The organism is Duganella sp. S19_KUP01_CR8, from assembly GCF_036688705.1.
Classification (GTDB): Bacteria; Pseudomonadota; Gammaproteobacteria; order Burkholderiales; family Burkholderiaceae_D; genus Rugamonas.
Map to the genome: position 1 here is coordinate 79,068 of NZ_JAQQPR010000007.1, position 14,280 is coordinate 93,347.

Below are 14,280 nucleotides of genomic sequence, written 5' to 3' on the forward strand. Positions count from 1 at the left end.
CCCACCGGAGACGCCATGAACTACGAGAACATCCTCTTCGACATCACCGACGGCATCGCCACGCTGACGCTGAACCGCCCCGATAAGCTCAACAGCTTCACCCAGGCCATGCACGAGGAAGTGCGCCACGCCATGCACAAGATCAGCCACGACAAGACCGTGCGCGTGATGGTGCTGACCGGTGCCGGCCGCGGCTTCTGCGCCGGCCAGGATTTGTCGGACCGTTCGGTGGAGCCGGGCGCCCGTCCGGTCGACCTGGGCGACTCGGTGGAAAAGAACTACGCCCCGCTGGTGCTGGCGCTGCGCGCCTTGCCGATGCCGGTGATCTGCGCCGTCAACGGCGTGGCCGCCGGCGCAGGCGCCAACATCGCGCTGGCCTGCGACATCGTGCTGGCCGCCAAATCCGCGTCCTTCGTCGAAGTGTTCTGCAAACTGGGCCTGATTCCCGACACCGGCGGCACCTACTTCCTGCCACGCCTGATCGGCAGCGCGCGCGCCATGGGCCTGGCCATGCTGGGCGATAAACTCAGCGCCGAAAAAGCCGAGTCCTGGGGGCTGATCTGGAAGGCCGTGCCGGACGACGAACTGGCCGCCGAAACGCAGGCGATGGCGCGTCACTTCGCCACCGCGCCGACCAAGGGCCTGGCGTTCACCAAACAAGCCTTGCATTGCAGCCCGCACAATTCACTGCAACAGCAGCTGGCGCTGGAATGCGAAATGATGAGCGAACTGGGTCGCAGCGATGACTACCGCGAAGGCGTGGCCGCCTTCATGGAAAAGCGCGCGCCGCAATTCAAGGGGAAATAAGATGGCAGCACTTCATACCGACCGCGCGGTCGCCGTCATAGGCAGCGGCGCCATGGGCGCCGGCATCGCGCAGGTGGCCGCCGTCGCCGGCTACACCGTCAAGCTGTTCGACACCCGGCCGGAAGCCGTGGCCAAGGCCATGTCCGATATCGCCGCCGCGCTGAACAAGCTGGTGGCCAAGGAGCGCATGAGCGCCATCGATTGCGCCGCCGCCATCGCCCGCGTGCAGGCTGCTATCACGCTGAGCGACATCGCCGACGCCGCGCTGGTGGTCGAAGCCATCGTCGAAAACCTCGACGTCAAGCGCGGCCTGTTCGCCGAGCTGGAAGCCATCGTCGCCGACGACTGCATCCTGGCCACCAACACCTCTTCGATTTCCGTCACCGCCGTCGCCGCCAAGCTGCGCCTGCCGGCGCGGCTGGTTGGCATGCACTTCTTTAATCCGGTACCGTTGATGGCGCTGGTCGAAGTGATCAGCGGCCTGGCCACCGACGCCGCCGTCGCGCAAGCCGTGTACGACACCGCCGCCGCGTGGGGCAAGCTGCCGGTGCACGCCAAGTCCACGCCGGGCTTCATCGTCAACCGCGTGGCGCGGCCGTTCTACGCCGAAGGCTGGCGCCTGCTGAACGAGCAGGCCGCCGACGCCGCCACCATCGACGCCGTCATGCGCGATTGCGGCGGCTTCCGCATGGGGCCATTCGAGCTGATGGACCTGATCGGGCATGACGTCAATTTCTCGGTCACGCAATCGGTGTTCGGCGCCTACTTCAACGATCCGCGCTTTACGCCGTCGGTGCTGCAGCAGGAGATGGTCAACGCCGGTTTCCTCGGTCGCAAATCGGGCCGTGGCTTCTACCACTACGGCGATGCCGCTCCTGCTGTGCCGCAGCCGCAGGCGGAAGCCGCGCAGCCGAAGCCGGAATTCGCCAGCTACACCATCGAGCCGGGGGCCGCGGTCGGTCCGTCGCATGCGGTCGGCGGCGCGGTTTGCGACGCGCTGGCGGCGCGCCTGCGCGCCTCGGGCATCAATATCTCGCACCGCAAGACGCCGGAAGCGCGCGGCCACGTCGCCGGCACCGACGACGCGCCGGCCTTCCACTGCAACGGCGCCGCCATCTACCTGACCGATGGCCGCAGCGCCACCCAGCGCGCGCACGACAGCCATCATCCGGACACGGTGCTGTTCGACCTGGCGCTGGACTACGCCACCGCCAAGCGCATCGCCGTCAGCTGCGCGGACCAATGTTCGCCTGCGGCCTTCAACGCCGTGGTCGGCCTGTTCCAGGCGGCCGGCTTCACCGTCACGCGGCTGGACGACGTGCCCGGCATGGCCGTCATGCGCACTGTCGCCATGCTGGCCAACGAGGCGGCGGATGCCGTCAACCAGGGTGTCTGCAGCGCGCAAGCGGCGGACATCGCCATGCAGAAGGGCGTCAATTACCCACGCGGTCCGCTGGCCTGGGCCGACGCCGTCGGCATCGGACAGATCGTCGCCGTGTTGTCCAACCTGGCCGCAGGCTATGGCGAGGACCGCTACCGCGTGTCGCCACTCCTGCGCCGCAAGCAGGCCGCAGGAGGGCGCTTCCATGACTAAGACCGCCATGCTGGCCGCCGCGCCCGCGCTGAATGCCGAGGAAGCACAGGCGCTGGCGCAAGCCGTCGGCGCCGCCATGTTCGACAGCGACCCGGCCTCGCAGGGCCTGGGCATGACGATCGACGCCATCGCTCCCGGCCACGCCCGCATGTCGATGCCGGTGCGCGCAGACATGTTGAACGGCCATGGCAGCTGCCACGGCGGCTTTATTTTCACGCTGGCCGACAGCGCTTTCGCCTTCGCCTGCAATAGCCACAATCTGACCACCGTGGGCGCCGGCTGCACCATCGACTACCTCGCGCCGGCCCGCCTGCACGACGTGCTGACCGCCGACGCGACCGAGCAGGCGCTGGCCGGCAAGAGCGGCGTCTACGACGTCAAGGTCACGAATCAGGACGGCCGCACCGTCGCGCTGTTCCGGGGTAAATCGCACCGCGTCAGCGGACATATTTTGCCGCAGCACGCCGAGTAAAGAGGGGGAGACACCGATGGTTCAACGCATACCCGCGCCGTCCGATCTGGAACCGATCGAACGCGCCAGCAAGGACGAACTGCAAGCGCTGCAACTGCAACGCATGAAGTGGTCGCTCAAGCACGCCTACGACAACGTCGCACACTACCGCGCCGCGTTCGACGCCGCCGGTGTCCATCCCGACGACCTGCACACGCTGGCCGACCTGGCCAAGTTTCCCTTCACCGGCAAGAAAGAACTGCGCGACAACTACCCGTTCGGCATGTTCGCGGTGCCGCAGGACCAGGTGGTGCGCGTGCACGCCTCCAGCGGCACCACCGGCAAGCCGACCGTGGTCGGCTACACCCAGAACGACATCGACACCTGGGCCAACGTGGTGGCGCGATCGATCCGCGCCGCCGGCGGCCGTCGTGGTGACATGGTGCACATCTCCTATGGCTACGGCCTGTTCACCGGCGGCCTGGGTGCGCACTACGGCGCGGAACGACTCGGTTGCACGGTGATCCCGATGTCCGGCGGCCAGACCGAAAAGCAGGTGCAGCTGATCCAGGACTTCAAGCCGTCCATCATCATGGTCACGCCGTCGTACATGTTGAACATCATCGAGGAGTTCCAGCGCCAGGGCCTGGATCCCGCCGCCAGCTCGCTCAAGGTCGGCATCTTCGGCGCCGAGCCGTGGACCGACGCCATGCGCGGCGAGATCGAACAGCGCGCCGGCATCGATGCGGTGGACATCTACGGCCTGTCCGAAGTGATGGGCCCCGGCGTCGCCAGCGAGTGCATCGAGAGCAAGGACGGTCCGGTTATCTGGGAAGACCATTTCTACCCGGAGATCATCGACCCCGAAACCGGCGAAGTGCTGCCGGACGGCGAAGAGGGCGAGCTGGTATTCACCTCGTTGAGCAAGGAAGCGCTGCCCATCATCCGCTACCGCACGCGCGACCTCACGCGGCTGCTGCCGGCCACCTCGCGTTCGATGCGCCGCATCGGCAAGATCACCGGCCGCTCGGACGACATGCTGATCATCCGCGGCGTGAACGTGTTCCCGTCGCAGATCGAAGAACTGATACTCAAGATGCCAAAACTGGCGCCGCAATACCAGCTGGTGATCAGCCGCGACGGCCACCTCGACAAACTGGACGTGCTGGCCGAGCTGCGGCCCGGCGTCGCCGACAGCGAAACCGAAGCGCTGGCGCGCGAGCTTGAGCACCACATCAAAACCTACGTCGGCGTCACCACCAAGGTGCGCCTGCTGGCCCCCAACGGCATCGAACGCACTTTGACGGGCAAGGCCCGCCGCGTGGTCGACCAGCGCCCAAAAACTTAAGGAGATTCCGTGAACGACGCTTTCATCTGTGACGCCATCCGCACCCCATTCGGCCGCTACGGCGGCGCCCTTGGCGGCGTGCGCGCCGACGACCTGGCCGCGCTGCCCATCGCCGCGCTGATCGCCCGCAATCCCGGCGTGGACTGGTCCAAGGTCGATGACGTCTACTACGGCTGCGCCAACGGCGCCGGTGAAGACAACCGCAACGTCGGCCGCATGGCGGCGCTGTTGGCCGGCTTGCCGGTCGATGTCCCGGCCAACACCATCAACCGCCTGTGCGGCTCCAGCCTGGACGCGGTCGGCATCGCCGCGCGCTCGATCAAGGCCGGCGAAGCGCAGCTGGTGATCGCCGGCGGCGTGGAAAGCATGACGCGCGCGCCTTTCGTCATGGGCAAGGCCGATAGCGCGTTTTCGCGCGCCGCCAAGATCGAGGACACCACCATCGGCTGGCGCTTCGTCAATCCGCTGATGAAGGCCAAGTACGGCATCGACAGCATGCCGGAGACGGCCGAAAACGTCGCCCAGGAATTCGGCATCAGCCGCGCCGACCAGGATGCGTTCGCGGTGCGCAGTCAGCAGCGCTGGGCCGCCGCCCACGCGGCCGGCGTGTTCAAGGATGAAATCGTGCCGGTCACCTTGGCGCAGAAAAAAGGCGATCCGAAGATCGTCGACACCGACGAGCATCCGCGTCCGGAAACCACGGTGGAGATGCTGGCCAAGCTGAAGGGCGTGGTCAAGCCGGATGGCAGCGTCACGGCCGGTAACGCATCGGGCGTCAACGACGGCGCTTGTGCCATCCTGCTGGCGTCGGCCGCCGCCGCTGAGCAGTACGGTCTGCGCAAGCGCGCCCGCGTGCTGGGCATGGCGACCGCCGGCCTGGCGCCGCGCATCATGGGCTTTGGTCCGTCACCGGCTTCGAAGAAAGTGCTGGCGCAGGTTGGCCTGACCATCGAGCAGATGGACGTCATCGAATTGAACGAAGCCTTTGCCGCGCAGGGCCTGGCGGTCACGCGTGATCTCGGCCTGGCCGATGATGCTGCGCACGTCAACCCGAACGGCGGCGCCATCGCCGTCGGCCATCCGCTGGGCGCATCGGGCGCGCGGCTGGTGCTGGCGGCGCTGAACCAGCTGGAACGCACCGGCGGCCGCTACGCGTTGTGCACCATGTGCATCGGCGTTGGGCAGGGGATTGCGTTGGTGATCGAGCGAGTATAGCCGTCACTCCCGCGAAAGCGGGAGTCCATGCTGAGTATGGATTCCCGCCTGCGCGGGAATGACGCTGGCGAGGATAGAATATGGTCAAGGTTTACGAAATCAATGGCGTCACGCCGGTGGTCCACCCGACCGCCTACGTGCATCCCAGCGCGGTGCTGATAGGCGATGTCATCGTCGGCCCTCGCTGCTACGTTGGCCCGTTGGCCGCGCTGCGCGGCGATTTCGGCCGCCTGATCCTGGAGGAGGGCGCCAACCTGCAAGACACCTGCGTCATGCACGGCTTCCCCGGTGCCGACACGGTAGTTGAACGCGACGGCCATATCGGCCACGGCGCCGTGCTGCACGGTTGCCGCATCGGCCGCAACGCGCTGGTCGGCATGAACAGCGTGGTGATGGACAACGCCATCATCGGCGCAGACAGCATCGTCGCCGCGATGAGCTTCGTCCGTGCCGGCATGCAGGTGCCGCCGCGTAGCCTGGTGGTCGGCACGCCGGCCAAGGTGGCGCGCGAACTGCGCGACGACGAGATCAAATGGAAGACCGAGGGTACCGGCCAGTACCAGGAACTGGCGGTGCGCTCCATGAACACCATGCGCGAAGTGGAAGCGCTGACCGAAGTGGAACCGGACCGCAAGCGCGTCGAGTGGGAAAGCTCGCTGCCGCTGCACCTGCATAAAAACGCCCAAGCATAATCAACGGAGAGATAAACATGGCATCAACCCTGCAAAGCTGGATCGGCGGCCGATGGATAGGCGCCGAAGCGTCTGCACCGCTGCACAGCGCCTTGAACAACGCGCTGATCTACCACACCCACGCCGAGAAGATCGACTTCGACGAAGCCGTCACCTACGCCCGCAAAACCGGCGTGCCGGCGCTGATGAAGCTGGATTTCCAGCAGCGCGCCGCGCGCCTGAAGGCTTTGGCGCTGTACCTGGCCAGCCGCAAGGAAGAGCTGTATGCGATCTCGCACCTGACCGGCGCCACCCGCGCCGACAGCTGGGTCGACATCGAAGGCGGCACCGGCACGCTGTTCGCCTACGCCAGCATGGGCAGCCGCGAGCTGCCGTCGTCGAACGTGCTGCACGAAGGCCCTGCCATGGCGCTGGGTAAGAACGGCGGATTCTCCGGCACCCACATCCTGGTGCCGCGCGGTGGCCTGGCGGTGCACATCAACGCCTTCAACTTCCCGATCTGGGGCCTGCTGGAGAAGTTCGCGCCGAGCTTCCTGGCCGCCATGCCGTGCATCGGCAAGCCTGCCTCCGCCACCAGCTACCTGACCGAAGCGCTGGTGCGCATGATGAACGATTCCGGCCTGCTGCCTGAAGGCGCGCTGCAACTGGTCATCGGCAGCACCGGCGACCTGCTGGACCGCTTGGGCGGTGCTGACGTCGTCACCTTCACCGGCTCGGCCGATACCGCCGCCAAGCTGCGCACCAACCGCAACCTGATCGCCAACTCGGTGCCGTTCACCGCCGAAGCGGATTCGCTCAACTGCGCCATCCTGGCGCCGGACGTCACGCCGGACGACGTCGAGTTCGACCTGTTCGTCAAGGAAGTGGCGCGCGAGATGACCGGCAAGGCCGGCCAGAAATGTACCGCCATCCGCCGCATCATCGTGCCGGAAAATATGGTGGACGCCGTCGGCACGCGCCTGCGCGAACGCCTGGCCAAAGTCAGCATCGGCGATCCGTCGGTGGAGGGCGTGCGCATGGGCGCCCTGGCATCCAAGGACCAGCAACGCGATGTCGCCGAACGCGTCGAGCTGCTCGCGCGCGGCAACGAGGTGCTGTTCAGTGAACGCGACGGCTTCAAACTGATCGGCGACGGCGTCGCCAACGGCTCCTTCTTCTCGCCGACGCTGCTGCTGTGCCGCGACGGCATGCGCAACGACGCCGTGCACGACATCGAAGCCTTCGGCCCGGTCAGCACCATCATCAGCTATAACGGCATCGATGAAGCGCTGGCGCTGGCCGCGCGCGGCAAGGGTTCGCTGGTCTCCACGCTGGTGACCAAGGATCCGGCCACCGCCGCCTACGCCGTGCCGATGGCCGCCGCCTCGCACGGCCGCGTGCTGATACTGGAACGCGAAGCGTCGGTCGATTCGACCGGCCACGGCTCGCCGCTGCCGCAGCTGAAGCACGGCGGCCCTGGCCGCGCCGGTGGTGGCGAAGAGCTGGGCGGCATCCGCGCCGTGCGCCACTTCCTGCAACGCGCGGCAGTGCAAGGCTCACCGACCATGCTGGCAGCCGTCACGGGCGAATACGTGCGCGGCGCCAAAGTGCAGGAGAGCGAGGTCCATCCGTTCCGCCGCTACTTCGAAGACCTGAAGATGGGCGACTCGCTGCTGACGCACCGCCGCACCGTGACCGAAGCGGACATCGTCAACTTCGGCGGTGTCTCCGGCGACTATTTCTACATGCACTTCGACGACATCGCCGCCAAGGACACGCAGTTCGGCAAGCGCATCGCGCACGGCTACTTCGTGCTGTCGGCAGCGGCGGGGCTGTTCGTCTCGCCGGCGCCTGGTCCGGTGCTCGCCAACTACGGCCTGGACAACCTGCGCTTCATCACGCCGGTGGCGATCGGCGACACCATCCGCGCGCGCCTGACCTGCAAGCGCAAGGTGGACCGCAACCGCACCGACGACAAAGGCGTCGGCCAGGGCGTGGTCGCGTGGGACGTGCAGGTGACCAACCAGAACGACGAACTGGTGGCCAGCTACGACATCCTGACCTTGGTGATGAAGCGAACCTGACGCATTGGCGGCGGCGGAAAACTGGCTTTTTCCGGCGCCGCCATGCAGAATGCTTTATTTGCAATGATCAGGCGATTCGTATGGCGTGTACTTTTCAAAAGCAGTCGATCGGCTTCAATCCCTTACTGAGCCTGCGCGACTGGATGGTGTGGGCTTGTTTGGTCGCCGGATTCCTGGCCGTCGCCGTGCTGGCCCATTTCTGGATGCCGGATGCGTTCGTGCGGGGAGCATTGGTCGGTGCGTGCATGGGTCAATTTCCATCGCTGCTGATGTGCCTTCCGGTGCGTGGCACCGTGGATGCGGCAGGCGAGGTGGCATTCCTTGGCCGCGTAGAGCAGCACGGTTTCGTCCCCGCCGGCGAAACCGACGAGGGACGCATCTTCAACTACAAAAGCCCGCACTGGATGCGCTGGGATTCCAACCGTATCGTGATCCGGTCCGCCAACGGTGTGCTGCACGTCACCGCGCCGCTGTACTTCTACAACCGGCTCAAGCGCATGCAGGCATAACGCCTACTTTCCTTACTTGCGCAGACCGAACGGATCGTCGATGCTGTGCGCCGGTTCGGTGAACCATTTCGGACCGTTCTCGGTCATGTAGAAATGGTCCTCGTGGCGTACGCCGAATTCGCCGGGGATGCAGATCATCGGCTCGTTCGAGAAGCACATGCCCACGTCCAGCGGCGTCTTGTCGCCGCCGACCAGGTACGGCCACTCGTGGATATCGAGGCCGATGCCGTGGCCGGTGCGGTGCGGCAGGCCTGGCAGCTTGTAGCCGGGACCAAAGCCGTCCGCTTCGAGCGAGCGGCGCGCGGCCATGTCCACCTGCTCGCACGGCACGCCCAGCTGCGCTGCATCGAAGGCCGCCAGTTGCGCCGCCTTCTCGCTGTTCCACACCGAACGCTGACGCTCGCTGATTTGGCCGTACACGTAGGTGCGCGTGATGTCGGAAATGTAGTTGTGCAGTTTGCAGCCTGTATCGATCAGCACAGTGTCGCCCGGTTGCAACGTTTGCACATAGCTCACACCGTGCGGATAGGCGGTCGCCTCGCCGAACAGCACAATCACGAAGTAGGAACCGGAAGCGCCGACCTTGCGGTGCGCGCGGTTGATGAACTCTTCCACTTCAACTGTGGTGATCCCCTCGCGCAGCATGCTGGCGGTGGCCACGTGCACGGCCAGCGTCATGTCCTTGGCGCGCTGCATCAGCGCGATCTCGTTGGCGGACTTGCGGGTGCGGCAGTGCGCCGTGACCTTGCTGGCGTTTTCCAATGCGTAGCCATCGGCCAGCGGGCGGATGCCGTCGTAGATGAAGAAAGCCGCGCTCTCGCAGATGCCGACGCGCGGCGTAACGCCGCCCGCAGCCGCCGGCGCGATGCCCATGCGCTTGAGCGTGTCGATGAACAGCTGGTACGGGCTCTCATGCTCGTGCCAGGTATTGACGTTGCCCTCGACCTTCATGAAGTCCTTCAGCGTGCTCTCTTCGAAAGCGGGAGCGATGTACTCCACCGCGCCGCTGGCCGGCAGGATAGCGCCTACCATGCGCTCGCTGGCGTGCCACTTGGTGCCGGTGAAGTAGGTCATGTTGGAGCCGGCGTTGACGTAGATCGCCGCGATGCCCTGGTCGCGCATGTAAGCCTGCGCGCGCGCCAGGCGTTGAAGGTGCTCGTCCTTGCCGATGGGGACCGCGCCTGCGGTCATGTCGGACAGCGAGGCCAAGGCCTCTTCTATGGTTTTTCCGCCAATAGTCATTTTTATAATCCCTGAATTGATTTGCGTGACCGCGCGGATCTTTGTCTGCGCCAGCCGACGATCATAACAGTTTTGCCTATGCCGCCAAGTCACAGACAGGTAATACGCCAATGCTAGTGTGCCGAATTCCGCATCCACTTCAGGACTCACCATCATGTCGCTTATCTTGCATTTCCGTCCACGCCAATTGCTGATCCCGACCGCCATTGCCATCCTGTTGACCGCTGTTGCCTGCGGCGGCGACCAACCCGCGGCCGTCGTCGTGCCGCCGATTCCGAGCGGCCGCTGGATCGCCGGCGACCTGCATACCCACACCACGCAGTCGCCTGACACGGACATCAGCCAGACACTGGACAAGGTGCTGGGCAAGGCCTTCACCACCTATGGCCTGGACTGGATGGCGGTCAGTAACCACCTGCGCCTGTCGTCGCGCGACGAGGAGGGCGCGCAGCTGCCGGCGGCGATTCCGCTGTCGATCGGCGTCGAGCGCTACGAGATCCCGCGCGTGCAGGCCTTGCAGGCGGCCGGCACCTACGCCGACAAGTTGATCTTCTCCGGCTTCGAGTGGGACATGCCGACCCATGACCACATCGGCATCGGCTTGTTCGAGGGCAGCGACAAGCTGGCCTCCAGCACCAAGGGCATGAAGGAATTCGAGTACCTGTTCACCACCCGCGATGCGGCGCTGTTCGACGCGGCCGATGTCGCCGCGTGGAAGTCCAAGTACGGAGCCACCCGCTACAACGCCACCGCCGACGACGCACTGAAGGCCATCAGCTGGCTGAAGGACAATTACCCGGACACCAGCTACGCGGTGGTCAATCACCCGTCGCGCAACAAGGGCAGCTACACCATCGACGACTTCCGCCGCTTCAACGACATCGCGCCGAACATCATGTTCGCCATCGAAGGCATGGTCGGCAACCAGATGGAACCGGACCGCGGCGGCTACACGGCCGCCTACACGCCGGAGAACGCGCCGCTGCGCGCCTACGGCGGCGTCGACTACATCGTCGCCAAGGTCGGCGGCACATGGGATGCGCTGCTGGGCGAAGGCCGCCGCATCTGGAACCTGACCGATTCGGACACCCACTTCAAAATCGTCGGCAACAGCAGCAGCGGCTACTTCCCCGGAGAGTATGCGAAGAACTACGTCTTCAACAGCGCCCAGGGCAAGCCAGTCGCCAAGGACCTGCTGCAAGGCCTGCGCTCCGGGAAAATGTTCTCGGCCTACGGGGACCTGATCAACGCGCTGGACTTCAACCTGGCCAGCAAGGATGACCGCAAGGAGATGGGCGGGGAACTGAGGGTCGTCAGCGGCGACAAGGTGACGATCACAATCCGCTTCAGGTCGCCGGCCAAAAACAACTACGAGAAGCCGGTCGACAGCGGCACGGCCGCCAACGTCAAGCCGGTGGTCGATCACGTCGACCTGATCGTCGGCGACGTCGGCGCCAAGGCCACGCCGGGCAGCGCCGCCTACAGCTTGGCCACCAACGCCAGCACCCGCGTGGTGAAGCGCTTCACCAGCGCGGACTGGAAGGTGGATGCGGACGGTTACTTCAGCATCAGCTACGAAACCACCGCCAGCAAGAACCAGTACTACCGACTGCGCGGCACCAACCTTGGCGTCGATGTCGCCGGCCTGACCCAGGACGGCGAACCGCTGGCGGACCAGCGCACCGGCACCACCGACAACACGGCGCGCTTCAACGACATCAACGACCGTAACTACCGCAGCCTGTGGTTCTATTCGAACCCGGTGTTCGTCAGCCTGCGTTGATTACTTCGTTATCAGGCTGACCTTGTCGAGCACGAAGGAGGTCTGCTTGGAGCTGTCCTCCCGCATGACGAACGACAGCGTCACGGTCTGGCCCTTGAAGGCGGCCAGATCGTAGCTGCGGATCTGGTAGCCGTCGGCGGCGTCGAGGTTGGACCAGGTGGCCAGCGTGCGCAACACGGAACCGGTGCTGCTTCGCACGGTGACGACCAGCCGGTCGTAAACAGTGGGCTTGGTTTCATCGGTGTCGATATGCAGCGCGAAGGTCAGCATCGCCGACGTGGCGTTCGACGGTATCGACACGGACTGGATCAGGGCTTCGATTGCGAAGAAGCCGTTACCTCCCAACCAGGCGTAGCGCGTGCCTTCGTACGCCGGCTGGTCGGCGAAGCTGCCGATCACACCGGTGCTGCCGCGCCATCCGGTGGTGCCGTTTTCGAAGCCGCCGTTAGTCACGCGTTCGGTGCCGCCACCGCCGGCGGTGACGGTCAGTGTCGCCTTGGCCGAGGTGGCGCTCTTCGGCGGCGATGCGGCGTCGCTGACGACCACATTGAACATGGCGCCGTTATCGGCGATCTGCGCCGTCAGCGAGTAGCTGGCCGCCGCCGCGCCGGCGATCTCGGCGCCGTTGCGGTACCACTTGTAGGCATAGGGCTGCGTGCCACCGCTGGCGCCCACGCTGAACGATGCGGTCGCGCCGGGCGCCACGGTCACGCTGGCCGGCTGCGTGGTGATCGAGACATCGCCGCCGCCGGTCGTGCCCTCGTCGACATCGGCGCCGACATTGATCGCGGCGTAGGCGCGTTGCACGGCGATGGCTTCTTTCGATCCTGCGCCGTACAACTCCTGCGCGGAAGCCAGCACCTTGGCGCGCGCGTCGGCGTAGTTGGTCGACGAAGTGAATTTGGTGGTGTTCGCCTTGAACCAGATCCGGTAGGCCTTGTCATTGCCCACACCCGTCATCGCTGCGGGACTCTTCACCAGGTATTTGCTGTAGTAGTCGGACGCGGGATCGCTGCTGGAACCCTGCGACAGGAAGTAGTACATGCGGTTATTCGGTCCGCTGGAGTAGTGCACGTCCAGGTTTTTGATGGAACTGCTCCATGCGTCGGGACTGCGGCCATCCTTGCTCGGCTTGTACATCCAGCGCAGCGGCTGGCCGGATTTGCTGATCTCCTTGCCCATCATCCAATCGTTGCCGGTGGCCGGTATCACGGCGCCGGTGCCGCCCGCGCGCGCGTAGGCTTCCACCATCTCGCCGCCGATGTCGGAGTTCGATTCGTTCAAGCCACCCGATTCACCGGAGTAGGTCAGGTCCGAGGTCGACGCGGTAACGCCGTGCGACATCTCGTGGCCGATCACGTCGATCGAGCCCAGGCTGTAGAAGCTGTTGCCGTCGCCGATGTACATGCACTTGCAGCTGTCGTCGTAGAAGGCGTTGTCGTAGGAGGTATCGACGTGGGCGGCGATGTAGGTGGAGGTGTTGTTCCCGTCCAGCGAATGCCAGCCCAGCGCGTTCCTGTTGGCGTCGTAGGTGTTCATCAAGCCCCACAGCGCGTTGACGGCGGCGGTCTGGCCGTTGGCGTCGGTGGTGCTGCCGCCGTTGATGTACTGCTTGCCGTCGCCCCAGGTGTTGCTGCTGTTGGTGTAGATGCTGCCGGGATTGGGATTGTTGGCCGAGCTGTGGTTGGCGTTGGTGATCGCCATGCCGCCGAATTTTCCGCCGACGCCGCGCGAGTCGTCCAGCATCTGGTAGCTGCCGCCGGACAGCGTGGTATTGATCGGCACCACGCCGTTGTACTGGCTGTTGCCGGTGCCGACCACTGTTTTCAGCGCCTGCCACTGCGCGATGATCACGCCGGTCTTGGCGTTGACGATGGTGTCGTAATAGACCGGCTTTCCGTCATCGGCCAAGCGCAATTTGACGTAGTAGGCCAGCTGGTAGCTGTCCACCACCTCTTCCACGTCCAGGGCATTGAGCTCGGACTCCGGCTTGCCCGCCGCCGACGGCAGGCGCACCGTCTTCATGATCGGGTAGATCAGCAGTTCGGCGCTGGGTGGCCAGCGGTTGGTGCCGCGCGGCGCGATGGAATTGGCCGCCACGGTAATGGCGTCGTTGGCGCTCAGCGTCGGCACCATGTCGCTGATGGAGGACGGCGCCAGGCCGGTGGCCAGCTGGCCGCGCCGGTCGGAGGTCGAGACGCTGATGATGTTGCCGGTGGCGTTGGTGACCGCCACCGACTCGGAGCCGAACACCCGCAGGCCCTTGTAGGTGTGCTGGGCGCGGACGATCTTCTGCCCGACGACGCCCGGATGCAGGCTGCTGATGCGGAAGCTCAGGTCGGGCGGGACGCCGCGCGCGACGTCCATCGCCGCCAGTTGCGCGACCAGGCCGGAGCTGTCCTGCGGCGTGAGCGTGTTGACCGGAGGGGCCATCAGTTGGTCTGCCGCGAGCGTCGCGGTGGCGGCCAGCAGTGCGGTCGCTGCGGCGACGGCGGTGGTGGCGGGTAGCAGGCGTGTACGCAGGATCATCTCATCCTCCCAAGTTCAACCATTCCAGCTGGCATCGAATGATGTCG

Annotated in this window: 11 protein-coding genes; 9 read left to right on the plus strand and 2 right to left on the minus strand. The window is 65.5% G+C overall.

Annotated features, from left to right (window positions below; all coding sequences use genetic code 11):
• The first annotated feature begins 15 nt into the window (after positions 1-15).
• The 8 genes from paaG to V6M89_RS09165 all read left to right on the plus strand — a co-directional run bounded on the left by paaG (position 16) and on the right by V6M89_RS09165 (position 8,679).
• A complete protein-coding gene (gene paaG / locus V6M89_RS09130) occupies positions 16-807 on the plus strand; it encodes a 2-(1,2-epoxy-1,2-dihydrophenyl)acetyl-CoA isomerase PaaG (protein WP_332852895.1) in 792 nt (263 codons plus the stop codon).
• Position 808: 1 nt separating this feature from the next.
• The gene (gene paaH / locus V6M89_RS09135) at positions 809-2,401 is read left to right on the plus strand and encodes a 3-hydroxyacyl-CoA dehydrogenase PaaH (protein ID WP_332852896.1); all 1,593 of its coding nucleotides are present in this window, start codon (positions 809-811) and stop codon (positions 2,399-2,401) included.
• Positions 2,394-2,873 carry a hydroxyphenylacetyl-CoA thioesterase PaaI gene (gene paaI / locus V6M89_RS09140; protein ID WP_332852897.1) on the plus strand — a complete coding sequence of 160 codons (480 nt, stop codon included), beginning with the start codon at positions 2,394-2,396 and terminating at the stop codon, positions 2,871-2,873. Before paaH ends, paaI begins: the two co-directional genes overlap by 8 nt.
• 16 nt (positions 2,874-2,889) lie before the next feature.
• Positions 2,890-4,200, plus strand: a complete 1,311-nt coding sequence (gene paaK / locus V6M89_RS09145; RefSeq protein WP_332852898.1) for a phenylacetate--CoA ligase PaaK — start codon at positions 2,890-2,892, stop codon at positions 4,198-4,200.
• 9 nt (positions 4,201-4,209) lie between these two features.
• Positions 4,210-5,415: a 3-oxoadipyl-CoA thiolase gene (gene pcaF, locus V6M89_RS09150; RefSeq protein WP_332852899.1), complete on the plus strand. Its 1,206-nt coding sequence runs from the start codon at positions 4,210-4,212 to the stop codon at positions 5,413-5,415.
• A gap of 80 nt (positions 5,416-5,495) precedes the next feature.
• On the plus strand, positions 5,496-6,107 hold the full coding sequence (gene paaY / locus V6M89_RS09155; RefSeq protein ID WP_332852900.1) for a phenylacetic acid degradation protein PaaY: 612 nt from the start codon (positions 5,496-5,498) through the stop codon (positions 6,105-6,107).
• A 17-nt stretch (positions 6,108-6,124) separates the two neighbouring features.
• Entirely contained in the window at positions 6,125-8,170 is a 2,046-nt protein-coding gene (gene paaZ / locus V6M89_RS09160) for a phenylacetic acid degradation bifunctional protein PaaZ (RefSeq protein ID WP_332852901.1), read from the plus strand.
• An 80-nt stretch (positions 8,171-8,250) separates the two neighbouring features.
• Positions 8,251-8,679, plus strand: coding sequence for a hypothetical protein (locus V6M89_RS09165; RefSeq protein WP_332852902.1), 429 nt, complete (start codon positions 8,251-8,253; stop codon positions 8,677-8,679).
• A 12-nt stretch (positions 8,680-8,691) separates the two neighbouring features.
• Here V6M89_RS09165 and V6M89_RS09170 read toward each other — a convergent pair whose 3' ends face one another.
• A complete protein-coding gene (locus tag V6M89_RS09170; protein ID WP_332852903.1) occupies positions 8,692-9,921 on the minus strand; it encodes a M24 family metallopeptidase in 1,230 nt (409 codons plus the stop codon).
• A 154-nt stretch (positions 9,922-10,075) separates the two neighbouring features.
• On the opposite strand from V6M89_RS09170, the gene V6M89_RS09175 reads away from it, so the two are divergent.
• Positions 10,076-11,704, plus strand: a complete 1,629-nt coding sequence (locus V6M89_RS09175) for an S-layer protein (protein WP_332852904.1) — start codon at positions 10,076-10,078, stop codon at positions 11,702-11,704.
• Here the strand turns inward: V6M89_RS09175 and V6M89_RS09180 are convergent, their stop codons facing one another.
• On the minus strand, positions 11,705-14,233 hold the full coding sequence (locus tag V6M89_RS09180; RefSeq protein ID WP_332852905.1) for a M4 family metallopeptidase: 2,529 nt from the start codon (positions 14,231-14,233) through the stop codon (positions 11,705-11,707). It lies immediately after the preceding gene.
• Positions 14,234-14,280: the final 47 nt, after the last annotated feature.